This window comes from Rathayibacter sp. CAU 1779 (genome assembly GCF_054551755.1).
Genome location: NZ_JBTOLK010000003.1, coordinates 110,798 through 136,209 on the forward strand (window position 1 = coordinate 110,798; position 25,412 = coordinate 136,209).

The following is a 25,412-nucleotide window of genomic DNA, read 5'->3' on the forward strand; positions in this document are numbered from 1 at the left end:
CCTAGGCGTCGAGCGCATCCCGCAGCAACGAGATGAGGGCATCCAGCTGCACCGAATCAGCGGATCCCGGCTCGATGTCCACGCCGTCCAGGGCGCGCAGAGCCAGTGACTGCTTCGAGTCGATGAGCTCGGCGATCTTCGAGTCGATGGTCTGCGCCGCGATGATGCGCCACGCCGTCACCGGCTCCTCCTGGCCGATGCGGTGCACGCGGTCGATCGCCTGCGTCTGCTCAGCCGCTGTCCAGCTGAGCTCGGCGAGCACCACGTTGGAGGCGGCCTGCAGGTTGAGTCCGACGCCTGCCGCCGTCAGCGAGCACACCGCCACCGAGACACCAGGGTCGTTGTTGAACGCGTCGATCTCACGCTGCCTGGACAGTGCCGTCTGGTCGCCGCGGATGGACACCGAGCGCAGCTCGCGCGACGCGAACGCCTCCTCCGCCTGGTCCATGACGTCGATGTGCTTGGCGAAGAACACGACCTTGCCGACGGAACGCGCCAGCTGTGCGGCGTAGTCGGCCGCCAGCGCCGCCTTCGCCTGGCCGATCTTGCGCACCATGGTGAAGACGTTCTCGCCCGACTTCTGGCCCTTCGATTCCTCGAGCTCGGCGTGCGCGACCATGCGGATGAGGTGCTCGCGGCGCTCGTCGTCGTCGCCGGCATAGGAGTCGCCGACGCCGGCCTCCTGAGCCCGGCGGAACCTCTGCACGAGTCGCGCAGCCAGCTCGCGCTCGGCCGCCTTGATGGAGCGTCCGAGCTCGTCGTCGAGCTCGACGGGCAGATCGACCACGCGACGGGAGGGAAGGTCGGCCGCCACGTCGATCTTCTTGCGACGCACGATTCCCATGTCGATGACGGCCTCGCGCGCCGCCGTGTAGAAACCGGGATCTGCTGGGGTCAGCTCGGTCTCGTCGAGGCGCTCCATGAGCTCGGCGGTGGGCTTGGATCCGTCGATCCAGCCGAGGAACTGCCAGATGGCCCTGAAGTCGTCGATGTCGTTGATCAGCGGCGTACCGGTGAGCGCGACCATCAGCGGATTCGCGACGGAGTGGCGGATGGCGTCGGCGAGCCCGAGCACGTACCGCGAGCGCTGCGAGTGCAGGTTCTTGATGAAGTGGGCCTCGTCGACGACCATGCCGCGGAATCCGAGCTCGGAGAGCCATGACAGGTGCCGGTCGAGCACCTCGTAGTTCACGATCACGATGTCGGCGAAGGCGTCGAGTCCTTCTCCGTCGCCGTGGATGACTGTTGCACGACGGTGCGGCGTCCACCGCTCGACCTCACGCGCCCAGTTCATCTTCACGACGTTCGGCACCACGGCGAGAAGCGGATACGCACCCGCGACGGATGCCGCCAGCACCGACTGCGCCGTCTTGCCGAGTCCAGGCTCGTCGGCGAGTAGGAACGAGCGGTGCCCGAGCCGCACGGATTCGATGAACCTGGCCTGGTGCTTCATGAGCTCCATGCCCTGAGGCGAATAGCGATCCAGCTTGGGGGCAGGCGGAAGCTCCATGCTGGCCGCCTTGCCGGATCCGTACTCGAACGACTTGAACAACGGTCCCAGCAGTTCCCACGAGTCGAGCCGTCGACGTGGGGCGGGAGCCGAGTGCTGCGCGAGAGCGAAATCCGGGGCGAGGAACGGGTTGGAGAGCTGACGCGCCCGAACGGACTGCGGGACGACCTGCTTCTGCGCCAGCTCCGGCGACAGCAGCACCTCCTGTTTCGGCTTCGGCGCCTCCGTCGTGATGATGAGGTCGTCGGGCTCGAGTTCGGCGCCCGATTCGAGCAGCCAGTCCCTGCGCATCTTCTGCGCCGCAGCGCTCGGCGGTGCCGTGGACTCCAGCAGGGCGATGAGCGAGGTGTCGCGAGCGGCGGTCTTCGCCAGGATCGTGGCGATGCCGTCGAGGCGCTTGAGCTGCTCTGCGCGAGCTGAGTCGCTGAGTGCGGGGTCCGACTTGGCGCGGGCGCGCTCCTCGCGCATGAGCAGCGCGATGACCTGGAACTTCGTGCGGTTGGTCGGTCCGAGCTTCTTGCCCGTCGTCGCCTTGGCCTCGACCTCGCGCACGCGGCGTGCGAGGACGGGGATGAGACCGTCGTTGTTCGAGTGGCGGGCGCCGGAACGACGGGAAACCTGAGCGGTGCGATCGCCGGTGTGCGGCATGATCCTCCTGTGCGTGAGGGCCCGTGAGACACGGGCACTCGTGGATGTGCCGTCGGGGCGATACGGAAGCGATCACCCGCATGCGTCCTTCTCGCGCCATGAGAGGCCACGAGCGACGAGACCGATGCGGGTGTTCGGACCGCTTTCGAATGCGTGAACCAGGCCCGAAGGTCGTCTGCGATGCAGCCGACGAGACGTGTCCGGCGGATGCCAGGACCCCGACGAACGCCCATTTTACGGTACGGGGCGCCCGCTCGTCACCTCGACACGGCGTGCCGTCACTCCCGCTTGCTGCCCGACCCGGTCAGCAGCACCTCACGAGCGTGTCGATCGTGCGCCGCGAACGTGTCAGGCGGCCCCTTCGAGCGCGTCCTTGAGCACCACAGCGTGGTTGATCTTAGGATCGTGGGCCGCGTACACGAGGGTCACCGGCTCCGACTCGCCGAGATCCCTCAGCCGATCCAACTCCGGATTGCCGTGCAGTTCGGAGAGGTAGCGCACCCTGAACTCGTCGAACTTCGCCGGGTCGTGGCCGAACCATTCGCGGAGGGCGGTGCTGGGCGCGACATCCTTGTCCCACTCCGCGAGATCCGCCTTCTCCTTGCTCACGCCTCGCGGCCAGAGCCGATCGACGAGCACCCTGTGCCCGTCATCCGGCGATGCGGGATCGTACGCTCGCTTGATCACGAACGGCATGTCACTTCCCCCTTGTGCTGCTTCCTCGTGTCGCGCCATCCCCGCGCGCAGTCTGCTTCGACGTCTTCTTGCCGTCGTACCGGCCGGCCGGACCGGCGGCCTTCGCCTCGACCGGAACCTTGATGGAGATGCCGGCGGCGATGAACACCACGGCGCCCGCCAGGTGCACAACGCGCAACCAGAGGTCATCGATCGGCAGCGGCCACACCGGGTTGAACACCACAGCGATCGGCACGAGCCCGATCAGCCACCAGTACGCCTTTCCCTGCGCGGCGAAGACGCACATGATCAGGGCCAGGATCGCGACCGCGAACTGCACCCAGATGTACCAATCGCCGCCAACGAGTGCGAGCGCGGCGATGAGGATGATGGCGCCAAGAAGCCCCGGCAGCAGGGCGAGTCGGGCGTACGAAGGTTCTTGGTTGGGTCGGGACATCTCAGTTTCGAGTCTAGGCCGCACGGCGCGAGCCGACGGCCTCACGCGATCCCGCCGATCAGCACATCGTTCCGAGCCTGGGCGAACCCGGTCGACGACATCCTGTCGGCTCAGCAGCGTCCCTTGCAGAGCAGGAATCCGAAGGTGTCGGCGGTGTCGACGACGACCGTCACCTTGCTCGCAGTCAGAAGGGCGCAGAACGCCGCCTCGGAAACGGGGAGCGTCTCGACGCGGTGGCCCTCGGCATCCGCTGCCAGACCGGCGACCGCGAAGGCGATGTCGTCGAGATCGTGCTCGCCCTCGATCACGATCGGTGCGTCGTCGTCGAGCGGAGTGACCGTCAGCAGCGCCGTCACGACCTCCTCGACGGAGTCATGTGCCACCCGGATGCCGTGGGGCGCGTCGTGCTCGGGGCTCACGATCGCGATCCATGCCGAACTCGGGGTCTCATCAAGAGCGCGCAGGAGAGCACCGGACACAATCGGTGAGAGATTTTTGAGCACCCGGGCACCCCACTTTCCCCTCGGGTCGGAACCTTCCGCAGGCCGGAAACGCAACTTCGTCTTCGGGTCGGAAGTTGCATCCGGATAGCACCTGAGCCGAGGATATGCAAGCCTCTGTTCGCGAGGCAGTCCCCCTTTGGGAGCGCACTAGTCGGTATTCCCCTTTTCGGGGCACGGGGGAAACGTTCTCTGTGTAGCGGGCGCGTGCTCATCTGCGCACCGGGCTCCGAACGAGGTCCTTCCGGGGTCTCGAAGTCGCCGCCAGCGTCGCCGGATTCCGCGGGCCATCGACGGCAGGTGGCCTACCCTGAGACCGTGATCGAGGACATCAAGAAGCGGGCGCTGCACCGCACGCGCATTCTCTCCGGCCAGCTCCGCGGGCTCGAGAAGATGATCGAGAACGAGGACTACTGCGTCGACATCCTGACGCAGTCGCTCGCCATCCAGAAGTCGCTCGGATCGCTCAACAAGCTGCTCGTGGAGAACCACCTGCGCACGCACGTGGCCGCACAGTTCGAGGCGGGCGGCGATGACCGCGAGCGAGCGATCGAGGAGCTGCTGCGCGTCTTCGAGCTCTCGAACAACAGGAGCTGAGACGGCCGCCGCGGTCGCCGGTCCGGTTCGCGTCGAGACCGTGCTGGGCGACATCACCGAGCAGAACGTGGACGCCGTCGTCAACGCGGCGGATCCGGCACTGCTGGGTGGAGGCGGTGTGGACGGCGCCATCCATCGTGCAGGCGGTCCGGAGATCCTCGCCGAGTGCAGGGTGTTGCGCGAGACGCGTTTCCCCGACGGTCTGCCAGCGGGCGACGCCGTCGCCACGACGGCCGGCCGCTTGCCCGCCAGGCACGTGATCCACACCGTCGGTCCGGTGTACTCCGTGCGGGAGGACCGGACGGCGCTGCTCGTGAGCGCCTACGCCCGGTCGCTGGAGGTCGCAGGAGAGCTGGACGCGGCATCCGTGGCGTTCCCCGCCGTCTCGGCGGGCATCTACGGGTGGCCGATGGACGACGCAGCCCGGGTCGCCGTGCGCACCGTGCTCGAGCGAGCGGATGCCGTGCCCGGCCTCGCCCTCGTGCGCTTCGTGCTCTTCTCCGAGTCGGCGCTGAGGGCTTTCGACCGTGAGCTGACGTCGGCCGGCTGACGCGCCGATCGGCCGCGTGGCGTCCCCATGGTTCAACGCCCATGGCACGAGGTCCCTGGTCGATACCGATACTCTCGATACCTCTGCTCGTGGCTCGTGGCTCGTGGCTCGTGGCTCGTGGCTCGTGGCTCGTGGCTCGTGGCTCGTGGCGTGGATCTAGTGCCGGTGCCGCGTGTGTTCCTTCGGCAGGAGGATCGGACGGCTCGTCGGCGGAACGTCGTGCAACACCTCGAGCGCTCCGCGCAGCTCGGACAGCCAGACCTCGTACCCGCGCTCGGTGAGGTGCAGCGCGTCATCGGAGCAGTCCGGATCGATCGCACCGTCCGGTCCCGCGAGCACCGGCCACAGATCGAGGTACTGTGCCCTCACGGTGGAGGCGAACTGCCAGAGGTGACGGTTCACGTCCCTGATCGTGTCCGCGTAGGCGGCCTCACGCGGCATGACGGACTGCACGAGCAGCTGCGCGTCGGGAAGTGCCTTGCGCAGGGTCACGAGGATCGTCTCGATGTTGCGCACGATGTGCTCGGCCGACCGGCGCCACGCCAGATCGTTCGTGCCGATGAGCAGCACGATCGTTTCCGGCTGCAAGGCGATGACCTCGTCGAGGCGTGCGATCACCGCATCCGTCGTGTCGCCGCCCACCCCGAGGTTGTGGGTGCGATCCTCGGGGAACCACTCGTCCCAGCGCCCGCCCGCCGTGATGCTGTCCCCGACGAATACCGTTCCGGCCGTCTCCGACATGTCGCTCCTTCTGCCCGACATCCATCTTGACGCCGGAAGGTTGCGACACGCCACCGGTTGACGTCATCGCGCCGATGACATCGAAGTCCTGCCCACCGTGCGACAGGCCGACCGCGACGGCGTGCGCGGCGGGGACCACCTGCCGTGGTGCGAGCGGTAGGACGGTGCGTGCGTGAGCTGCGCCGCGGCCCGCGAGAGGGACCGGATCAGCGCATGCTCTTGGTGTGCCAGACCGTCTTCGTCTCGGTGAACGCCGCGATGCGCTCCAGCGAGCGAAGGTCGACGGCGCCGCCGTCAGGCGGGAGAACGCGCTTGAGCGTGTCGGCTGCCGCGATCTGCAGGTCCACCCAGTCCAGCTCGGACGCGCCGGTGAGGTCGAGCGCGTTGACGTCGGCATGCGAGGCCAGCCACGGCGCGAGCTCGCCGGCGGATCCGGTCAGCACGTTGACCACACCGCCCGGCACATCGCTCGTGGCGAGCACCTCGGCCAACGAGATGGCCGAGAGCGGATGCTCCTGGTCCGCGACCACGACCACCGCGTTGCCGGTGACCACGATGGGCGCGATGACGGCGACGAGTCCGAGCAGCGAGAGACCGCCCTGCGGAGCGATCGCAGCGACGACACCCGTCGGCTCAGGAACGGAGATGTTGAAGAAGGCTCCCGCGACCGGATTCGCGTTGCCCGCCACCTGGGCGAACTTGTCGGCCCAGCCCGCATACCAGACCCACGTGTCGATGGCCTCGTCGACCTGCGCGGCGGCGTCCTGTCCGGAAAGCCCCTCGGATGACCGCACCTCCTCGACGAACTGCTCGCGTCTGCCCTCGAGCAGCTCGGCAACCCGGTAGAGCACCTGTCCGCGGTTGTACGCGGTCGCCCCGGCCCACCCGGAGACGGCCTTGCGGGCGGCGACCACCGCGTCCCTGGCGTCCTTGCGGGATGCCTGCGCCGCGTTGGCGAGGAACGTGCCGTCTGCGGCGAGGACCTCGTAGGTGCGTCCGGACTCGCTGCGCGGAAACGCTCCGCCGATGAACAGCTTGTATGTCTTGGGGACGGCGAGGCGGGTCACTGGACGGGTCCCTTCTTCGGGCTGGATGCCTTCGCGCTGGATGCCTTCGCGCTGGATGCCTTCGCGTTGGATGCCTTCGCGCTCGGTGCCTTCGTTCTGGTGGTCTTCGGGGCGGATGCCGTCGCCTCGGTGCGACGCGTCGTCTTCGTCACGGCGGCTGCCGACCCGACAGCGGCCTTCGCCCCGGAGGAGGCCACCGCTCTCGACGAGTTCGCCGCCTCGGCCGCGGTCGTTGCACGAGGCGCGGATGACGCCTGCTTCAAATAGGCGGCAAGCCCGTGTCGACCGCCCTCACGCCCGTACCCCGACTCCTTGTAGCCACCGAACGGCGATGCCGGGTCGAACCTGTTGAACGTGTTCGCCCACACGACGCCGGCGCGCAGGCGGTCGGCGACGGCAAGGATGCGGCTGCCCTTGTCCGTCCAGATGCCGGCGGAGAGTCCGTAGGGCGTGTTGTTCGCCTTCGCAATGGCCTCGTCCGGCGTGCGGAACGTGAGCACCGACAGCACGGGGCCGAAGATCTCCTCGCGTGCGATGCGGCTGGAGGTGGACACGTTGTCGAAGATGGTCGGTGCGAACCAGAATCCGTTGTCGGGGATGGCGCAGTCCGCCGTCCAGCGCTCGGCGCCCTCCGCCTCGCCGATGTCGCTCAGCTCACGGATGCGCTGCAGCTGTTCAGCGGAGTTGATCGCGCCGATGTCGGTGTTCTTGTCGAGCGGATCGCCGAGCCTCAGCGTTCCGAGTCGGGTCTTCAGCCTGTCGACCACCTCGTCGTGCACGCTCTCCTGGACGAGCAGGCGGGACCCGGCACAGCAGACGTGTCCCTGGTTGAAGAAGATGCCGTTGATGATGCCTTCGATCGCCTGGTCGATCGGAGCATCGTCGAAGACGATGTTCGCGGCCTTGCCGCCGAGCTCCAGCGTGACCTTCTTGCCCGTTCCGGCGATCGACCGCGCGATCTCGCGGCCGACGGCCGTCGATCCGGTGAACGCGACCTTGTCGACGTCCGGATGGTTCACGACGGCGCGGCCCGTCTCCCCCGCGCCCGTCACGATGTTCACCACGCCGGCCGGAAGACCGGCCTGCTGCACGATCTCGGCGAAGAGCAGGGCCGTCAGCGGCGTGGTCTCCGCCGGCTTCAGAACGACCGTGTTGCCCGCGGCGAGCGCCGGGGCGATCTTCCACGCCAGCATGAGCAGCGGGAAGTTCCACGGGATGACCTGCCCCGCGACGCCCAGTGCGCGCGGCGACGGCCCGAGACCGGCGTAGTCCAGCTTGTCGGCCCAGCCCGCGTAGTAGAAGAACCAGGCGGCGACGAGCGGAACGTCCACGTCGCGGCTCTCCTTGATCGGCTTGCCGTTGTCGAGACTCTCCGCCACGGCGAGCTCCCGAGCCCGCTCCTGCACCAGACGCGCGATCCGGAACAGATACTTGCCCCGATCGGCGCCGCTCAGCTTCGACCAGACCCGCTCATACGCACTCCGTGCGGCATGCACCGCGAGGTCGACATCGTGATCGTCGGCGGTGGAGATCTCCGCGATCGTCTCCTCCGAGGCCGGCGAGATCGTGCGGAAGGCCTCGCCGTGCCCGTCGACGAATTCGCCGTCGATGAAGAGTCCGTAGGAGGGCTTGAGGTGGAGGATGGCGCGCGACTCGGGAGCCGGCGCGTAATCGAGGAAGGTCATCGAGGCTCCAGTCGGGCTAAAAGGAAGGCATCGGTCAGTGGGTTTCTCACGAGGGAAAGCGCACTAGTCGATGGTCACGTAGTCGGCACCGGAGTAGTGACCGGTCGCCAGCTTCTGGCGTTGCAGCAGCACGTCGTTGAGGAGGCTGGAGGCGCCGAAACGGAACAGGTGCGGGTCGAGCCAACGTTCACCGGCGGTCTCGGCGACCGTGACGAGGTAGCGGACAGCGTCCTTCGAGGAGCGGATGCCACCGGCCGGCTTGACCCCGACCAGTTCGCCGGTGAGGCGATGCCAGTCCCGCACTACTTCGAGCATGAGCAGCGTCACCGGCAGCGTCGCGGCCGGCGACACCTTTCCGGTGGACGTCTTGATGAAATCCGCTCCGGCCAGGATGGCCAGCCAGGATGCCCGGCGCACGTTGTCGTAGGTGGCGAGCTCGCCCGTCTCGAGGATCACCTTGAGGTGTGCGCTTGTTCCGTCCGGTCTGCGACAGGCCTCCTTCACGGCGACGATCTCGTCGAAGACCTCGCCGAAGCGCCCCGAGAGGAACGCTCCGCGGTCGATGACCATGTCGATCTCGTCGGCACCGCCGGCGACCGCATCGGCGGTGTCGGCCAGCTTCACGTTCAGAGATGCCCGCCCGCTGGGGAAGGCCGTCGCGACCGCCGCGACGGAGACGGTGCCGCCGGATGCCACGTGCGCGGCACCGAGCGCCTCGACGGCGACGGGCACGAGGTCGCCGTACACGCACACGGCCGCGACGCGCGGGCACGTCGGATCCGACGGATCCGGCAGCACCGCCTTGGCCGCAAGGGATCGCACTTTGCCTGGGGTGTCCGCCCCCTCGAGCGTGGTGAGGTCGATGAGCGACACGATCGTATCCAGCGCCCGCTTCTTCGACGTCGTCTTGATGGACCGCGTTGCGAGGCCGGCGGCGCGCTGTTCGAGGCCGACGGCATCCACTCCTGGCAGCCCGAGGACGAACCCGCGCAGACTGCGCTCGCTCAGCTCGGTGCCCACGACCGTGCGGGCGAGGTCGAGGGTCATGATGCCTTCCCGAGGGCCGGGCTCGAGGTGGCGGACTCGTCGAGCAGAGCCGCTGCCGTCTGGTCGTCCGTGATGAGCACGGTGCACAGCCCGTTGGTGACCAGTGCCCTCGCCACCTCGTGCTTTCCCTCGCCAGCGACGACCGCGATCGCCGTCTTGGCCGCCTTGATTCGGTCAAGAGAGAGGCCAACAGTTCGAGAGTCCAGCTCCGCGTCGACGGGCTTGCCGTCTGCGCCGACGAAGCGGCCGATCACGTCGCCCACCGCCCCCTTGCAGACCAGGGCGTCGACCTCGGCTGGCGTGAGGTATCCACTGTGCACCAGCGCGGAGTCCGCACCGGCGACGCCGGCGCTGAACAGGTACGCCTCGGCGTGGGCCGCCCGGTCGAGGACTCCGGCAATGGCGCGGTCCCGCTCGATGCTGCGCTTGGTCGCCGTGTGTTCCAGGATGGCCGGGATCGGCAGCACGTGAGCGGATCCGGCCGCCTTCTGGGCTATCACGAGCGCAGTCGCCGACGCGGTGTCCCCGTACTTGGTGAGGCTCAGGCCGCCGTTGATCTGCACGACGCCGACACCGTGAGCCCATCCGCGCGGCAGGCATGCAGCCACGTCGTGCATGGTGCGACCCCAGCTCACGCCGAGCGTCTGCGGTGCCGGGCGCATCGCCGCGAGATAGTCGGCGGCGGCCTGTGCGACACGGCGCTGCAGTTCTTCCGGCGAGGAGACACCGGCCGAGGACGCGACGACGATGTCGTGCAGTCCGTAGCGCTTCTTCACCGCCTGCTCGGCGAGCACGCGGCGGGCACGCGGATGCACGATCTCGATGCGCACAATGCCGGCTGCACGTGCCTGAGCGAGCAGGCGACCGACCTTCCAGCGCGTGATGTGCAGCGCGGCACCGATCTCGTCCTGCGTGCGTCCCTCGTCGTAATACAGCTCTGCGGCCCGCACGGCGAGCAGTTCGTCTGAGGAGTTCATAGCCCTTCCAGGATACGAACGCGCCCCACTTATGAGCAATGCGCACGGCATCCTGTGCTCATCCGAGCACAACGTGAAACCGTGAGCGAGATCCCTCGAGTGTGCAGAACACCCTTGCCCGTCTCGTGAAGAGCATTTTCTGCACACTCCGCCAGGGTGGAGCATCCGGAGCTAGGCACGGGTCACGCGAGGGTGTCGCGGGACCGGTGGATGGATGAGTCGGCTCCGCCACTCAGTGCAGCGTGCGGCCCATGATCGCTCGGGTGAGCGCCGCGATCGGCTCCGCGGCCGCGCGGGGGTTCGACAGCAGGCTGAATTCCACCTGACCGAGCTCCGGCAGCCCGAGCCGGTTCGTGACCTTGACCAGGTCGTTCGGGATGATCGTGCGCGGGAAGGGCGCGACGCCCAGTCCTGCGCGAACCGCGGCGAGCACGCCGTTGACCTCTCGCGTGTTGCAGGTGATGCGCCAGACACGACCGGCAGCCTCGAGCGCGTCGATCGCCATCTGCTTGCTGATGCTCGGATCCTGATATGCGATGAGCGGCACCGGGTCGTTCGGTCCCAGGTTCGTCTTGTCGAGCCCCATCCAGACCAGGTCGTCGGTGCTCACCCGATCGCCGTCGGGCGATCCCGCCATCTGCTTGATGAAGATGAGGTCGAGCTGCCCTGCCTTCAGGCGTCGGTAGAGCGGCGCGGACTGGCTGACGGTGAGCTCGAGATTGATCTGGGGATACGCCTGCCGGAAGTCCCGCAGAATGCTCGGCAGCTGCGTGATGGCGAGATCGTCCGCTGCACCGAAGCGCAGGCGTCCACGCATCGCGGTGCCCGTGAAGTAGCTGTCGGCGGCCGCGTGCGCTGCGAGGATGCTGCGGGCGAAGCCGGCCATGGCATCCCCGTTGTCGGTCAGTCGCACCTGCCGGGTGTCCCGGTCGACGAGCGTGCGGCCCGCTGCCCGTTCCAGGCGCGCGACGTGTTGGCTCACGGTCGGCTGGCTCAGGCCGAGCCGTTCGGCGGCCCTGGTGAAGCTGCCCGTCTCGGCGACGGCGAGGAAGGTGGCGAGAAGGTCCGGATCGAACATGCTCGGATTATATATTCGCGAACGCAATAGTAGTTATAGCTCCGATTAGTTCGCGGAATAGTCGGCCGAAGTTTAGCGTTGAAATACACGTTCGATCAGCCACTTACTCGAAAAGCCATCGTGACCGCTCCTGCGCCATCTTCCGTCGACACACTTCTCACCGCACCCGTACCCGTACTCGAACGCCGCCCGCCGTGGCGCGACACGTTCTCGTCGCTGACCGTTCCGAACTACCGGCTGTACGCCGGCGCGCAGGTGGTCGCCACGACGGCACTCGGCATGCAGCGCGTCGCGCAGGACTGGCTCGTGCTGCAGCTGTCGGGCAGCGTGACGGCGGTCGGAGTCACCGTCGCGATGCAGTTCGCGCCGATGCTCATCTTCGGTCTGCTGGGCGGCGTCATCGCCGATCGCTACTCGAAGCGGATGCTGCTCATGCTCACGCAGTCCACCGCGGCTCTGCTCGCGGCGATCCTCGCCGTGCTCATCCTCACCGGCACGGTGCAGGTGTGGCACATCTGGGCGCTCGCATTCGTCGGCGGATTCGTCACCGTTGTTGACAACCCGGCGCGTCAGGTGTTCGTCAACGAGATCGTGGGGCCGCGGCTCCTCCGCAACGCGATCAGCCTCAACTCCTCGACGTTCCAGCTCGGTGCGCTGATCGGACCGGCCGTCGGCGGCATCGCCATCTCCGCCGTCGGCAGCGGGTGGGCGTTCGTCATCAACTCGTTCGCGTGCCTCGTCGTGGTCGGCGCCCTCGGCATGATGAACACGAAGGAACTCCTGCACACGCCTGTCGCGGCCCGGGGCAAGGGACAGCTCGCCGAAGGTCTGCACTACGCGGCTCAGAAACCGTCCATCCTCTTCACGATCATCATCCTGGGCGCCGTGGCGATGTTCGCCTACACGATGCCCGTGCTGCTGGCCGCCTACGCGAACGACGTCTACAAGGTGGGCTCTGCCGGCTACGGATTCTTCAACGCCTTGGTCGCCGTCGGAGCCCTCACCGGCGCCGTGCTCTCGACACGACGCATGGGCGTGAGCCTGCGGCTCGTCATCGGCGGGGCCGCCGTGCTCGGGGTGGTTCAGGCATCCGCTGCGCTCGCCCCCGACATGGTCGTGTTCGCCGTGCTCATGATGGCCAGCGGTGCGGCGAGCCTGCTGTTCCTCACGAGTGCGAACTCGCTGGTGCAGATGTCGACGAACCTCGGCATTCGCGGGCGGGTGATGGCGCTGTACATCCTCGTGCAACTCGGCGGACAGGCACTCGGCGGCCCCGTGATGGGATGGATCGTCGAGCAGTACGGGCCCGCGTGGGGACTCGCGGTCTCCGGACTCGTGCCGTTGACGACGGCGATCGTCGTCGGACTCCTGATGATGCGCCGGTCGCACCTGCGGCTGGCGGTGAGGCGACGCGGACGGATTCCGTCCCTCGCACTGGTCGCCCGCGACTGAGTCTCCGCCGGTCTGCTGCGGCGGGTGCTCACCAGCACACCGCGCTTCCCGCCCGACGGTACACGAACGGCGAAACGTGGAGTTCGGTGCGCGCTCACAACGTGCTCGGCGCTCCCCTAGCCTTGACGCATGACCATGCCCCTCGCTCTCGCCGTCGACTTCGGCGGCACCAAAGTCGAGTCAGCCCTCGTCACCTCTGACGGCGAGGTGATCGAGGGATCGCGACACCGCGCCCCCACCGGACGACACGCCACCAGCGCCGAGCTTGAGACCTCCGTGCGCGAGGTCATGACCTCGGCGCTTGACGCCATCGACGGGCGACCCGTCGCGGGCGTCGGCATCGGATGCGCCGGGCCGATCGACCGCGCCCGCGGGCTGGTCTCACCGCTCAACGTGCCGAACTGGCGCGACTACGATCTCCGGTCTTTCGCGGCCTCCGTGCTGGCCGACGAGGGCGTCGACGCATCGGTGACGCTGGAGATGGACGGCGTCGCCATCACGATGGCCGAGCACTGGGTGGGGGCGGCGCAGGGCGTCGACAACGTAATGGGCATGGTGATCTCCACCGGCATCGGCGGCGGCCTCATCGTCGGCGGACGGGTGATCACCGGGCCGACGGGAAACGCCGGTCACATCGGCCACGTCGAGGTAGCCGACTTCCAGGGCGAGGACACGTTCGGCAAGGCGACGTCGCTGGAGGCCATCGCGAGCGGTCCGCACACCGTCGCGTGGGCGCGCCGACGCGGGTTCGCGGGAGAGACGGGCGAGACGCTGGCCGCGGCCTACGCGGCGGGCGATCCGATCGCACGCGAGGCCATCGAGCGCACCGGCCGTGCGGTCGGGCAGGCGATCTCCAGCGCCACGGCACTCCTCGACCTGGAACTGGTGGCCATCGGCGGCGGGTTCTCGCAGGCGACTCCCGACCTCTTCGACGTCATCAATGCAACGATCGCGTCGCACTACTTCGGGTTCGTCCGCAAGGTGCGGGTCGTGCCGTCCGGGCTGTCCGGCGAGGGGCCGCTCATCGGCGCGGCAGCGCTCGTGCATCGCGCGGAACTGCTCCCGCCGCTCTGAACCCGTCCGCTGCGAACCGACCCGGTCTGACTCGCTCGCGCTGATCGCCCTGCTCGAACATCCAGCCGCGGCGACGAGCTGTTCCGACCAGCTGTCCGACCAGCAGAGAAACCCGTTCCCACCAGCGGAGCGACGGCGCCGAGCCGACGCCGCCGAGACGAGACCCTCAGCGCGATCGGCTCGGTGTCCCATGGCCTCGCCCTCCCCGCGCGATCCGTCAGCCGTCTGCACCGATGTCCGCCGCAACATCCGTGGCGTCGCATGAGGCGATCACCGCGTCGGCGACGGCCGAGTGGTGACCGATCGCGTCGAGTCCCTCGCCGAGGCGGTTGGTGAGGTGCACGAACACGAGCCCGCGGGTGGGATCCGCCCAGGCGACGCAGCAATTGCTGCCGTTGTGCCCGAACGCCTGCTTGCTGCTCAGCTCGCCGAGCGGGCTGATGAATCCGGCCTCGTGGCGTGCTCCGCCGAGCTGGAACCCCTCCGACCAGCGCACCGGCGCCTTGGCGTAGCGGTCGAGCTCACCGTTGCTGGAGGGGCGAAGCATCCGGGTGATCGTGGTCTGGGAGAGGATGCGCACGCCGTCGATCTCGCCTCCGGCCAGGAGCATGCTGTAGAACCGGGCGACGTCCTCGGCCGTGCTGGAGATCCCGGCCGCCGGGATGACCGCCTGACGCAGGCTCCGCCGGTTGAGGTCGATCGCGGCGACGCGTCCGACGGTGGTCGTTCCGCGGATGGGCACGCAGCGGGACAGCTCCTGCGGCGGAACGCCGAGGTACGTGTCGCGGAGGCCGAGCGGCGCCAGAAGGTGGATCCGCAACGCGTCGGCCATGGGCATCCGCGTGACCCGCTGCACAACCTCACCAAGGATGAAGCCGAACGCGAGGTATTGATACGCGGGGACTGCGCCCACCGGCCAGCGCAGCCTCGCGTGCGCGATGCGGCGGACGCTGCGCTCCCACTGCGTCATGGCGAGGGCGTCGCCCACGCTCGACGTCGCGACGGCCATGCCCGAGCGGTGCTGAAGCACCCTGCGGATCGTGACGAATCCCTTGCCGTTTTGCGCGAACTCCGGCCAGTAGTGCGCGACGGGGGCGTCCAGGTCGATCAGTCCGGATTCCGCCAGCTTGTGCACGAGCACGGCGATGAACGGCTTGCCGGCCGAGAACATCCAGAAGAGGGCGTCGTGCGGGCAGCCGATCCGCTCGTCGAGGTACGGACGGCCGTGCCGGATGACGAGCAGACGCGTCGCGCCGACACGGCCCCGCACGAGTCGGAGGGCATCGGCCTTCTCCGGTTCGGCTGCGCTCACGCGACGGTCCTCACCGGCTCAGTCAAACACGCGGTGCGGGCGCGACGATGCTCGACGTCGCCTGGCGAACCGAGCCGTCACCCAACATTCACCGTGGGACGCGGGAGGCCCTGGCTGCGACGTGATCCTCGAGCATGCCCGGCCGGGCGATCACAGCACCCGCGAAGACCACGCCGACCGCCGTGAGGAGCAGGAAGAGAAGCGGCCACAGCCATCCGCCCGTCGCGTCGTGCAGCACCCCGACGAGCAGCGGCCCGAGCGCGCCGAGCACGTATCCGAGTCCCTGCACGAATCCGCTCAGGGCGACGGCGCCCTCGTGGGTGCGCGTGCGCAGGTTGATGAGTACGAGGCAGAGCGGGAACAGAAGCGGACCGAGCCCCGCGAAAACCACCCAGAGCCAGGTCGCGGTGCCCGGCAGCAGGATGAGGCCGAGATATCCGACGATGAAGAACGCCGCTCCCAGGTAGATCAGCCACGCGACGTTTCTCAGACGGCTCGCCAACGTCGGAATCAGCAGACTCGCGGGTATGCCGATTCCGGCATACAACGACAGCAGCGCGCCGGACTGTGCTGCATCCGTGCCCGCAGTGTCGCGCAGAAGCTCGGGAAGCCACGCGAACAGGGCGTATGCGTTCAGCGACGATGTCGCGAATGTGACGGCCATCGCCCACGCCAATGGCGCGTGCCACACTCTCCCCATCGCGGCCTTGCCCGGCTCCTCGACGTCGGCGTCGACGTGTCGCGCGTCCGGTCGGCGCAGGAGGATCGCCAGCCACGGAACGACCGCAAACACGCCCAGCAGAGCCCACATCCCGACCGAGTACCGCCAGCCGACGGAGTCGGCGACCGGGACGGCGAGCAGCGGCGGAACGAGCGTGCTGACGGCGAGAACGGTGGCGTACAGCGAGGTCATCAGACCGATGCGGTCGGGGAAGTACCGCTTGACCAGCGGCGGCAAGAGCACGTTGCCGACCGCCATGCCGGCGAAGGTGAGCACGCTTCCGGCCACGAGCATCCAGAAGGAGACCGAGAGGCCGCGGACGACGTCGCCGGCGACGATCGCAACGAGTGCGGCGGTGATGATGACCTCGAGGCTCGTCTTCCGCGTGAAGAGCGGCGCGACCAGCCCGAACACGGCGAAGCAGATCGGCGGCAGCGCACCGAGCAGGCCGATCCCCGCCGCTCCGAACGGAACGTCGTGGGTGATCTCGTCGAAGATCGGCGACAGCGCGGTGACGGCTGCCCTGAGGTTCGCGGCGACGAGCAGGATTCCGAGGAGCGCGAGGGTGCGCCCCGCCCAGAGCGGACCAGGACGTTGCGGCTGCGCGGTGTTCGGGTGGGTCACACCCCAGTGTTTCAGACTGCAGTCGTCCGCGTTCGGGTGTCGGCCCTGCCGCTCGGAACGTGACGCCGTCGCACGAGCCGGAGCCGGCCTGGACGCATGGGCTTATCGAAAGGGATGCCGGTGCGACGTCGCCCGCGGACGGGGGCTGGCATCGGCGAGGGGAACGGAATAGATGTTCCATCATGAGGATCGCGATCGTCGGTGCGGGTATTGCCGGACTCGCCTCGGCACTCCTGCTCGACTCAGCGCACGAGGTCACCCTTTTCGAGCGCAGCGATCTCCTGGGCGGCCATGCCCGTACGCATCGCTTCAGCCATGAAGGGCGGCGCGCCTTCGTCAACCCTGCGTTCGGTTACATCGCTCCCGCCATGTACCCGCGCTTCATCCGTCTGCTGGAACTGCTGCGCGTGGCCCGCGAGCCGGCACCGGCGTCGGTGACGGTCGGTTCGACCGGCCTCCACCGCGACGTCTTCGTCACTCCAACCGTGTCACCGCTGCGCGTCTCACCGGTGCTCGATCCCCTCGGTCTGCGACGGATGCTCGCCGTTCGCAGCATCACCAGAGCCGCGCGCGTCCTCGACGACGCCGACGACTGGACGACAACGCTCGACGAGTTCCTCGAGCCGCAACCGGTCTCCCGGTTCGTCAAGGACGAAGTCGTCTATCCCTGGATGGCCGCGGTCAGCGGTGTGCCGATCGCCGAGGTGAAGGCGTTCTCGGCACGCGCCGCGCTCAGGTATCCGGTGCACGTGCAGCAGGAGGGGGCGTTGCGACCGTTCGGCCTGCAAGAACTCACCGGTGGTGTCGACGCCTATGTGCAGCCCCTGCTGGATCGGCTGCAGACGACGACCATTCGTCGCGGTGTCGAGCTGCGACCCCTGCAGCGAAGCCGTGGGCAGTGGCAGCTCACCGAGGCCTCCGGTGTACAGCACGAGTTCGACGCCGTCGTAGTGGCCACGCCCGCCTTCGAAGCGCTCGCCCTCCTCGGTGCGCTTCCCGGCGCCGACCGGCTTCGCGACGTGCTCGCCGGATTTCCGTACGCGTCCACGCGCATCCTGGTGCACTCCGACACGTCCTGGATGCCCCGCAAGAAGTCCAACTGGTCGGTGTACAACGCCCGGCACGACGGCCCGAACTGCGAGGCCACGATCTGGTGCCGGCACAGTGGCGAGTTCGCCTACTTCAAGAGCTGGGCGACGTTCAGCGACCGGCGGCCTTCGCTCCTGCACGCCGAGTTCGAATTCCATCACCCCCGGTTGACGCCCGGTTACTATCGATCGCAGTCCGTGCTGCCCGCACTGCAGGGACTGGGCGGACTGTGGTTCGCGGGCTCGTACGTCGAGGATGTCGACTCGCATGAGAGCGGCATCGGATCCGCGATCCGCATCGCCGAACGGCTGAACCCCGGCTCAGCGAACCTTGCGGCGCTCAGATGACGGATCCGCGAATCACCGTGCCCGTCGTGGCAGCCTCAGCCCGCTCAGCCGGCCCAGCGCGATGCTCATGCTCGCTCTCGTGCTGACGCTCAGCGCTCGCCCGACGACGAATGCACTTCCGGATGCGGTGGCCGGCACCGCAGAACGCCGAGCGCGCCACGCAGCACGGTCGCGCCGGCACCGTGGGGAACGAGGATGGTCTGACCCGGTGCGAGCGACACGGCCTGTCCGGCCCATCCCAGTTCCCCTTCGCCGTCGGTCACCACGAGCACGGCGAACTCTGCGGGCAGCGGATACGCGCCGTCCACCTCGATGCGATCCGCACGGAAGAGGGCGTCCGCATCGGGCGGGAACAACGCCGTCAGCTGGGCGTCGCCGTCGGCGAACACCGGTCGCCAGGATGCCAATCGGGCAAGCGTCTCCTCGCTCAGCGGCTCACGGTCGAGGTCGGAGAACGCCACCTCGGGTTCGAGCCCGAGCAGCGCCATCTCGCGATCAAGGCCGGGAAATCCGTCGTACTCCACCAGGATCGACAGGTCGACGGGCTGCTGCAGCTCCACGAGCGTGATGCCAGGGCCGATCGAGTGCGGCACCCCGGCGGGCACGTACAGTGTGTCGCCCGGAGCCAGTTCGACCCGGTTCATCGCGGCCAGCATGGCGTCGACATCCTGCCGCTCGAACCAGTCGAGAAGCTCCGCCTCGTCAACGCGCCGTCGGAAGCCGAGGTGCGCGTAGCCCTCGCCGTCCGTGTCGACGATGATCCACGCCTCCGTCTTGCCGGACGCTCTGGCGAGCGTGCTCCGCGCGAACTCGGTCGACGGATGGAAGTGAACGAACAGCCGCTCCGCCGTGTTCAGCAGCTTGACGAGCAGCATCGGATCCGCGCCGAAGGCCGCGACGTGCTCCTCACCGAAATAGTCGAGCGGATGCCCGGCGAACGCATCGCGCAATCTCGTGCCGTCCGGCAGCACCGTGAGTCCGACCCCGCCGCCGGCGAAGACTTCGGTCGCCGAGGCGACGAAATCCTCGGGCATCCGGTCAGCACCCGCGTCTTCGCCCGATTCGTCGCTCGCTCGGATGCCGCGAAACCGCAGGATGCCGGCGCCTCCCCGATACGGCCGCTCGGCCGGCCGATTGGGTCCGAGCACGATCGGCGCGATCGTGCGATTCCCGCCGGACGCAGCACCGTTCGCGGATGTGCCCTCGGATGCCGTCGGTCGCCCTGAGCTCACGCCGAACTCCTCCTCGAGTCTCGTTCCGCCGACGCTGCGCCGACATGACACCAGCGTACGGTCCCGGTCCGCCCGGCACCCACCGTGCCATGATGGACCGCGGGCGAAGGGATGCCATGCAACGAGACTTCGGAGAGCAGATCGCGCAGACCCTGGTTCAGCTGGCCGCCGCGCTGGAGGGCCTGCAACCCGACGAGTGGGGTGCGGCGACGCTCTGCGATCGTTGGACCGTGCGTGATGCGACGGGTCACATCGTCTGGCGGCTCGGCAGCTCGTACTCCGAGATGGTGCGAACGGCGCTGCCGCTGCTCACGCTGTCGGGCCCCAGTCCAAGCGCGCTCACGGATGCGGTCAGCAGGCAGGAGGGCGAGGCATCCAGTCCGGAGGAACTCGTGCGTCGCCTTCGTCACATCGCAGCGCTCAGGCTGGCGGGCATCGGACGCACCGGCCTGAACGACCTGGTCGAGGCGGTCGTGCACAGCTACGACATCGTGCAGCCGCTTGGCGTTCCGATCGACGTGGATCCAGAGGCGACGCGACTCATCGCCCTGCGAGGGATGCTGCTCGGCTCCGGCGTCCGTCGTGCCGTCGCCGGCAGGCACACGCTGTACGCGGCCGACGCCGGATGGGCCGTCGGACGCGGCCCCATCATCGAGGGCACTGCCAGGGGGATCGTGCTGTTCCTCTTCGGGCGCAACCCGCTCCCTGCCCGCGCGGGCGCCTGACACCGCGCACCGCGTTCAGCGCGTCTCGGGCCGAGAGCCTCGTGCTTCGCGACGCTCGTCGGCACCGGCCAACGCGGGAGCCTACGACTCCGCGAGCAGCCGCGATGCCTCGTCCACGTCGGCGCGCATCTGCTGGATGAGCGGCTCGATGCCCGAGAAGGCGACCATGCCGCGGATGCGCTGTGCGAACTCGACGTCGACGACGTGGTCGTAGAGATCGATCTCCTCACCGATCACGTACGCCTCGACCTGCCGCTGCGGAACGCCCTCGAACGTCGGGTTGTTGCCCACCGAGATGGCCGCCGGATGCCGCACCCCGCCGTCGACCAGCCACCCCGCGTACACGCCGTCCGCCGGGATCAGGCCCTCGCACTGCGGCGACAGGTTGGCCGTCGGGAACCCGAGCTCGCGCCCGCGCTGCGCACCGTGCACCACGATGCCCCGCACGGTCGGCGGATGTCCGAGCAGCATCCCGGCGTACGCCACGTCGCCTTCGGCCAGGAGACTCCGGATCCAGGTCGACGAGACCCGGTCGTGGCCGTCGGGACGCACGTCGTCGATGAGCTGCACCTCGTAGCCGTCTCGCGTCCCGAGCTCGCGCAGCAGGGCGACATCGCCCGCGGCCTTCGCGCCGTAACGGAAGTCGCTGCCGACGAGCATGGTCTTCGTGTGCAGTTTCGACACGAGGAAGCGCTGCACGAAGTCCTCGGCGGGAACCTGCGACAACTCGCGGTCGAACGTCAGCACCAGCACCGCGTCGATGCCGGTGTGCTCCAACAGCTCGAGCTTCTGTTCCAGGCTCACCAGATCTTCCGGGCACCGATCGGGGGCGACGATCGACATCGGGTTGCGGTCGAAGGTGACGACCACCGATGCCAGGCGTTGGGCGTGCGCGACGGCGAGCAGCCTGCCGATCACGGCGCGGTGGCCGAGGTGCACGCCGTCGAACTTGCCGACCGTGACAGCACTCGGGCCGAAGTCGTCCGGGATGTCCTCGATGGAGCGGAAGACCTGCATGCCGGCGCTCATGCCAGGGGGGCGGAGCCCGCGGGCGCGGACGCCTCCGCCGTGGTCGAGGGAGTGTCGGAGACGGGAGCCGGTCTGTGCTTCGCGAGCCAGAGCATCCCGAGCACCGGTAGCACGAGTGGGATGAACAGGTAGCCGGCACCGTAGACGGACCACACCGTGGAGTCCTGACCGAAGGGATCGATCGCACTCATACCGATGGCGGCCGGCACGAACGTGCTCAGCGTGCCGATGATCAGCACGCCGGCGAGCTCGATCGAGATGGTGATCCACGCCACGCGGTACCACACGCGGCCCGGGGCGATGAGCGCGATCGTCGCGACGATGTAGACCAGGGCGGAGAACGCCGAGAGCGTGAAGGCAACGGGTGCGGCCTGGAAGTGGTCGATGATCTGGAAGACGCTGCGGCCGGTGGCGGCGAGCGCGAGGATGCCGTACACGACGACCAGGACGCGGCCGACCCCTGTCATGCGTCGGGTGGGACGGGCTGCTGACGCGCCGGAGGCACTGGCAGCGGGGCGCGCGGGGGTGTTCTCAGACATCGCCTTCCATTATCCAGGGTGGACGCCGAGCGTCGGCCCGCGGCGGGGCATCCGGCGACGTCATGGCCGGTCATCATGCCGGAGGATCACCGGAACGTCCCCACTGCCACGCGTCAGGGCGTCCCCTGCACGAACCAGATCTGCCCCATCCGGTAGAGCATGACGGCGATCGCGAGACCGACCACGCCGAGCACGACGGTGCTCCAACGCGACCGCTCGATGAGCGCCCAGAAACCGCCGGCGAGCGGGAGCAGCAACGCGGAGATCAGGTAGATGTAGAACTCGGCAAGGGATCCGGTCGGAGGGTTGCCGACGAGCGGCGCCACGATCGTGACCACGAGTTGTGCGACGAGCAGCACCTCGACGAGCGCAGTCGCTCCCAGGGTGACGTCGTTCGGCGGCCTGCCGATGAATCCGACGACCAGGCACAGCAGACCGGCCAGCACGGCGACGACGACCTGCACGGCCGTGAACCATTCGATCAACGCGTCTCCTGTTCGGGGAAGTTCACGATCGTGCTGACCGACCCCTTGCGCACGGCGGCGAGCCCCACCAGCCGGCCGTCGGGAGCGACGGCGGCCGCCGTCTCCGCGTCCGGTGCGTCCACGGCGATCCGCTTTCCGTGACCGAGGTCCGTCGCCTGCTCGGAGCTGAGCGCGAGCACGGGGAAGAGAGCGGATGCCGCGTCGGCCGGCGCGATGAGTGCAGAGGCGACGTCGAGGTTCTCGAGGGGGCGCGCATCCGTCACGGCGAACGGCCCGACGCGCGTGCGCCGCAACGCCGTCAGATGACCGCCGGTGAGCAGCGCGACACCGAGGTCGCGGGCGAGCGCCCGCACGTACGTGCCGGACGAGCACACGACGCGCACGTCGACGTCGAGCGCGACGGCGTCGCCGAGGGAAACCTCACGCGTGCCGAGCACCTCGAACTCCGAGACCGTGACGCGCCTGGCCCTCAGCTCGACCTCTTCGCCGGCGCGGACCTTCGCGTACGCGCGCTTGCCGTCGACCTTGATGGCCGACACGCTCGAGGGCACCTGGTCGATCTCGCCGGTGAGGTGCGCGACGGCAGCCGCGAGTCGTTCGGGGGTGATCGCCTTCACTCGACCCGCAGGAGCCCAGCCGAGGTTCTCGCCCTCCGCGTCGTCCGTCGTCGTCGAGGCCCCGAGGCGGACAGTCGCCAGATACTCCTTGTCGGCGCCCACGATGTAGGTGAGCAGACGTGTCGAGGGCCCGAGCCCGAGGATCAGCACGCCGGTTGCCATCGGGTCGAGCGTGCCTGCGTGACCGACCTTGCGGGTTCCGGCCAGTCGACGCACTCGCGCCACGACGTCGTGGCTGGTCCACTCCCCCGGTTTGTCGACGACGAGGATGCCGTTCGGCGCCGTCACGCGGTCGCCCGCGCGTGCGACGCCATCGCAGCAGCGTGCGCTTCCGAAGCGGAGATACCGGTCACCGTGTTCACCACGACGTCAAGCTTGGTGCGGAACGTGTGCGTGAGCAACTCGCCGACGCACGGGTCGTCCGACCCGAACTCGTCAACCATGTGCATGGCGATCAGGGTGTTGAACAGCATGCCGTGGGCGAGGAAGTTCACGATCTCATCCGGCTCCATGCCGGCTTCGTCGCGCAGCAGCTGGTAGATGGCGAGGAATCCGCCGCGCGCCTTCGCTCCGATCACGGCATCGTGCCCGGAGATGAAGCCCTGCATGAGGGAGAGCAGGATGCCGCGGTCGCTGATGAGATCGGCGTACGCCGCACCGAGGCGTGCGGTCACCACGGCGCGATCGTCGAGGTCGTCGAGGTCGGCGAGGACACCGCGGAAGGCCTCGATCAGCTTGTCGAGCGCGCGATCCAGCACCGCCCCGAACAGGTTCTCCTTGGATCCGAACATGCGCACGACATACGGCTGGCTGATGCCCGCCGCCTTGGCGACCTGATCGGTGGTCGCGCCGACGTAGCCGCGTTCGCCGAAGACGTGGCTCGCGGCCTCGAGGATCTGCTCGCGCCGCACCGCAGACGGCACTCTTTCCTGCTTGGCAGGTGCTTCGCTCGGCTGGTCGGACTCGAGCGCGGCATCGGTGACGCGGTCGGATTCGTTGCTCATGCTTGACATGTTATCAGTCGATTACTACTGTCCATCTTGTAATCATTCGATTACCTCACTTATCCACTTACCACCCCTGACGAGAGGGACTGAATCATGACCGCAGAGATCGCGGCGGCACCGCGCAGGCGGGTGCCGACCTGGCTCGCCATCCTGGCGGCATCCTTGCCGATGTTCATGGCCACGCTCGACAACCTGGTCGTCACGAATGCACTGCCGCGAATCGGCATGGACCTGAAGGCCTCGATCGAGGAGCTGCAGTGGGTCGTGAACGCCTACAGCCTCTCGTTCGCGACGTTCATCCTGCTCGCCGTCGCGCTCGGCGACCGATTCGGCAGGCGCACCGTCTTCGTCACGGGCCTCGGCATCTTCACGCTGGCGAGCGCGGCAGCTGCACTGGCCACGTCGCCGGGCGAGCTTATCCTGTTCCGTGCCATCCAGGGCGCGGGAGCCGCCGCCGTCATGCCCCTGTCGCTCACGCTCCTCGCCGGGTCGGTGAGCGAGCGGATCCGTCCCGCCGCGATCGGCATCTGGGGCGGGATCTCCGGCCTCGGCGTCGCCCTCGGACCGCTGATCGGCGGGGCGATCGTGCAGGGCTGGAACTGGCAGGCGATCTTCTGGATCAACGTGCCCGTCGGGATCGTCGCGTTCCCCCTCGCGCTCCTGGCACTGCCGAACTCGTTCGGCGCCCGCCTGCGGGCCGACGTGCTGGGTGTGGTGCTCGTCGGCGTCGGCGTCTTCGCCGTCGTGTTCGGCATCGTCCGCGGCAACGACGCGGGCTGGGACAGCGGCGAGGTGCTGGCGGCACTCATCGGCGGCGGCATCCTGCTGCTCGGATTCCTGTGGTGGGAGACCAGGGCGACCGCCCCGCTTCTGCCGCTTCGCCTGTTCCGCAACCGGAGCTTCTCGGTCGCGAACCTCGTCGGCGTCACGTTCAGCTTCGGGATTTTCGGAGCGGTCTTCATCCTCATCCAGTTCCTCCAGGTGGTGCAGGGTCACACCGCACTGGAGGCAGGGCTCATGACCATGCCGTGGACCCTCGCTCCGATGGTCGTTGCCCCGCTCACGGGCGCCCTGATCGTGCCCCGCTTCGGCACGCGGCTGCCGATCGTCGTCGGACTCGTCTTCCAGGCCGTCGCGATGTTCTGGGTCGCAGCGATTCTCGCGCCCGACGAACCCTTCTCCGCCATGGTGGCGCCGTTCCTGCTCGCCGGCATCGGCATGGGTCTGGTCTTCGCGCCGAGCTCCACCGCCGTCCTCACCGGGTTCACCGAGAAGGATCACGCGAAGGCCTCTGGCACGAACGCCACGCTGCGCGAGGTCGGCGTCGCGCTCGGCGTGGCTGTGCTCACGGCCGTGTTCATCGGCGCGGGCGGAACCCTCACCCCGACCGGTTACGTGAGTGCGGCCATCCCCTCCGTCATCGTGGGAGCTTCGGTGCTGGCCGGCGCCGCCGTGATCGCCCTGTTCCTGCCCGTCGGACGCCCGGAGCGACACGCCGAGCCCACCGGGACCGCAGCGGACCTCACCACGGAAGCCGAGGATCTCGACGAGGTCGCCGCCGGCGCATCCATCGGCTGACCTCGGATGCGGATGCCCGTGCCGACCGCTTCGCGCGGGCGGCACGGGC

General features: G+C 68.4%; 24 protein-coding genes and 1 pseudogene. 7 read left to right on the plus strand and 18 right to left on the minus strand.

What is annotated here, in order from left to right:
* Nucleotide 1: 1 nt before the first annotated feature.
* The 4 genes from ACX9R5_RS14690 to ACX9R5_RS14705 form a co-directional block, all read right to left on the minus strand.
* Nucleotides 2-2,158 carry a DEAD/DEAH box helicase gene (locus ACX9R5_RS14690; protein WP_459409789.1) on the minus strand — a complete coding sequence of 719 codons (2,157 nt, stop codon included), beginning with the start codon at nt 2,156-2,158 and terminating at the stop codon, nt 2-4.
* Between the two features lie 348 nt (nt 2,159-2,506).
* Nucleotides 2,507-2,854: a DUF488 domain-containing protein gene (locus tag ACX9R5_RS14695; RefSeq protein WP_459409790.1), complete on the minus strand. Its 348-nt coding sequence runs from the start codon at nt 2,852-2,854 to the stop codon at nt 2,507-2,509.
* Between the two features lies 1 nt (nt 2,855).
* Entirely contained in the window at nt 2,856-3,290 is a 435-nt protein-coding gene (locus ACX9R5_RS14700; RefSeq protein WP_459409791.1) for a DUF6804 family protein, read from the minus strand.
* A 110-nt stretch (nt 3,291-3,400) separates the two neighbouring features.
* Nucleotides 3,401-3,709 (minus strand): hypothetical protein, encoded by a 309-nt coding sequence (locus ACX9R5_RS14705; RefSeq protein WP_459409792.1) that lies wholly within the window; start codon nt 3,707-3,709, stop codon nt 3,401-3,403.
* A 399-nt stretch (nt 3,710-4,108) separates the two neighbouring features.
* Between ACX9R5_RS14705 and ACX9R5_RS14710 the strand changes: the two genes are divergently transcribed.
* Nucleotides 4,109-4,387, plus strand: coding sequence for a metal-sensitive transcriptional regulator (locus tag ACX9R5_RS14710; RefSeq protein WP_459409793.1), 279 nt, complete (start codon nt 4,109-4,111; stop codon nt 4,385-4,387).
* 40 nt (nt 4,388-4,427) lie between these two features.
* Entirely contained in the window at nt 4,428-4,937 is a 510-nt protein-coding gene (locus tag ACX9R5_RS14715) for an O-acetyl-ADP-ribose deacetylase (RefSeq protein WP_459409794.1), read from the plus strand.
* A gap of 156 nt (nt 4,938-5,093) precedes the next feature.
* Here ACX9R5_RS14715 and ACX9R5_RS14720 read toward each other — a convergent pair whose 3' ends face one another.
* From ACX9R5_RS14720 to ACX9R5_RS14745, 6 genes and pseudogenes are all read right to left on the minus strand, one after another.
* Nucleotides 5,094-5,678, minus strand: coding sequence for a GDSL-type esterase/lipase family protein (locus ACX9R5_RS14720; protein ID WP_459409795.1), 585 nt, complete (start codon nt 5,676-5,678; stop codon nt 5,094-5,096).
* Nucleotides 5,679-5,884: 206 nt separating this feature from the next.
* Nucleotides 5,885-6,745, minus strand: coding sequence for an aldehyde dehydrogenase family protein (locus ACX9R5_RS14725; RefSeq protein WP_459409796.1), 861 nt, complete (start codon nt 6,743-6,745; stop codon nt 5,885-5,887).
* Nucleotides 6,746-6,972: 227 nt separating this feature from the next.
* A pseudogene (locus ACX9R5_RS14730) lies at nt 6,973-8,430 on the minus strand (aldehyde dehydrogenase family protein); the annotation flags it as partial.
* Nucleotides 8,431-8,493: 63 nt separating this feature from the next.
* Complete coding sequence (gene deoC / locus ACX9R5_RS14735; RefSeq protein WP_459409797.1) at nt 8,494-9,477, minus strand: deoxyribose-phosphate aldolase; 984 nt, start codon at nt 9,475-9,477, stop codon at nt 8,494-8,496.
* Entirely contained in the window at nt 9,474-10,454 is a 981-nt protein-coding gene (locus ACX9R5_RS14740) for a sugar-binding transcriptional regulator (RefSeq protein ID WP_459409798.1), read from the minus strand. Before ACX9R5_RS14740 ends, deoC begins: the two co-directional genes overlap by 4 nt.
* A 232-nt stretch (nt 10,455-10,686) precedes the next feature.
* Nucleotides 10,687-11,532 carry a LysR family transcriptional regulator gene (locus ACX9R5_RS14745; RefSeq protein WP_459409799.1) on the minus strand — a complete coding sequence of 282 codons (846 nt, stop codon included), beginning with the start codon at nt 11,530-11,532 and terminating at the stop codon, nt 10,687-10,689.
* 120 nt (nt 11,533-11,652) lie between these two features.
* Here ACX9R5_RS14745 and ACX9R5_RS14750 point away from each other — a divergent pair, with 120 nt between their 5' ends.
* Together ACX9R5_RS14750 and ACX9R5_RS14755 are read left to right on the plus strand one after the other, a co-directional pair.
* Entirely contained in the window at nt 11,653-12,984 is a 1,332-nt protein-coding gene (locus tag ACX9R5_RS14750; protein ID WP_459409800.1) for an MFS transporter, read from the plus strand.
* A gap of 129 nt (nt 12,985-13,113) precedes the next feature.
* Nucleotides 13,114-14,058: an ROK family protein gene (locus tag ACX9R5_RS14755; RefSeq protein WP_459409801.1), complete on the plus strand. Its 945-nt coding sequence runs from the start codon at nt 13,114-13,116 to the stop codon at nt 14,056-14,058.
* 217 nt (nt 14,059-14,275) lie between these two features.
* Here ACX9R5_RS14755 and ACX9R5_RS14760 read toward each other — a convergent pair whose 3' ends face one another.
* Entirely contained in the window at nt 14,276-15,370 is a 1,095-nt protein-coding gene (locus ACX9R5_RS14760; protein WP_459409802.1) for a serine hydrolase domain-containing protein, read from the minus strand.
* A gap of 88 nt (nt 15,371-15,458) precedes the next feature.
* Nucleotides 15,459-16,715, minus strand: coding sequence for a CynX/NimT family MFS transporter (locus ACX9R5_RS14765; protein WP_459409803.1), 1,257 nt, complete (start codon nt 16,713-16,715; stop codon nt 15,459-15,461).
* A gap of 182 nt (nt 16,716-16,897) precedes the next feature.
* Between ACX9R5_RS14765 and ACX9R5_RS14770 the strand changes: the two genes are divergently transcribed.
* Nucleotides 16,898-18,151 carry an FAD-dependent oxidoreductase gene (locus ACX9R5_RS14770; protein WP_459409804.1) on the plus strand — a complete coding sequence of 418 codons (1,254 nt, stop codon included), beginning with the start codon at nt 16,898-16,900 and terminating at the stop codon, nt 18,149-18,151.
* Nucleotides 18,152-18,240: 89 nt separating this feature from the next.
* Here ACX9R5_RS14770 and ACX9R5_RS14775 read toward each other — a convergent pair whose 3' ends face one another.
* Nucleotides 18,241-19,383 carry a class I mannose-6-phosphate isomerase gene (locus ACX9R5_RS14775; protein WP_459409805.1) on the minus strand — a complete coding sequence of 381 codons (1,143 nt, stop codon included), beginning with the start codon at nt 19,381-19,383 and terminating at the stop codon, nt 18,241-18,243.
* A 116-nt stretch (nt 19,384-19,499) separates the two neighbouring features.
* Here ACX9R5_RS14775 and ACX9R5_RS14780 point away from each other — a divergent pair, with 116 nt between their 5' ends.
* Nucleotides 19,500-20,108 carry a maleylpyruvate isomerase family mycothiol-dependent enzyme gene (locus ACX9R5_RS14780; protein WP_459409806.1) on the plus strand — a complete coding sequence of 203 codons (609 nt, stop codon included), beginning with the start codon at nt 19,500-19,502 and terminating at the stop codon, nt 20,106-20,108.
* Nucleotides 20,109-20,189: 81 nt separating this feature from the next.
* Here ACX9R5_RS14780 and ACX9R5_RS14785 read toward each other — a convergent pair whose 3' ends face one another.
* The 5 genes from ACX9R5_RS14785 to ACX9R5_RS14805 form a co-directional block, all read right to left on the minus strand.
* Complete coding sequence (locus ACX9R5_RS14785; protein ID WP_459409807.1) at nt 20,190-21,125, minus strand: bifunctional riboflavin kinase/FAD synthetase; 936 nt, start codon at nt 21,123-21,125, stop codon at nt 20,190-20,192.
* Between the two features lie 8 nt (nt 21,126-21,133).
* Nucleotides 21,134-21,676 (minus strand): hypothetical protein, encoded by a 543-nt coding sequence (locus tag ACX9R5_RS14790; protein WP_459409808.1) that lies wholly within the window; start codon nt 21,674-21,676, stop codon nt 21,134-21,136.
* Between the two features lie 113 nt (nt 21,677-21,789).
* Entirely contained in the window at nt 21,790-22,161 is a 372-nt protein-coding gene (locus ACX9R5_RS14795; RefSeq protein ID WP_459409809.1) for a hypothetical protein, read from the minus strand.
* Entirely contained in the window at nt 22,158-23,066 is a 909-nt protein-coding gene (truB, locus tag ACX9R5_RS14800) for a tRNA pseudouridine(55) synthase TruB (protein ID WP_459409810.1), read from the minus strand. The genes ACX9R5_RS14795 and truB overlap by 4 nt, the downstream gene beginning before the upstream one ends.
* A complete protein-coding gene (locus ACX9R5_RS14805) occupies nt 23,063-23,782 on the minus strand; it encodes a TetR/AcrR family transcriptional regulator (RefSeq protein ID WP_459409811.1) in 720 nt (239 codons plus the stop codon). Before ACX9R5_RS14805 ends, truB begins: the two co-directional genes overlap by 4 nt.
* A 96-nt stretch (nt 23,783-23,878) precedes the next feature.
* On the opposite strand from ACX9R5_RS14805, the gene ACX9R5_RS14810 reads away from it, so the two are divergent.
* Nucleotides 23,879-25,363: an MFS transporter gene (locus ACX9R5_RS14810; protein ID WP_459409812.1), complete on the plus strand. Its 1,485-nt coding sequence runs from the start codon at nt 23,879-23,881 to the stop codon at nt 25,361-25,363.
* Nucleotides 25,364-25,412: the final 49 nt, after the last annotated feature.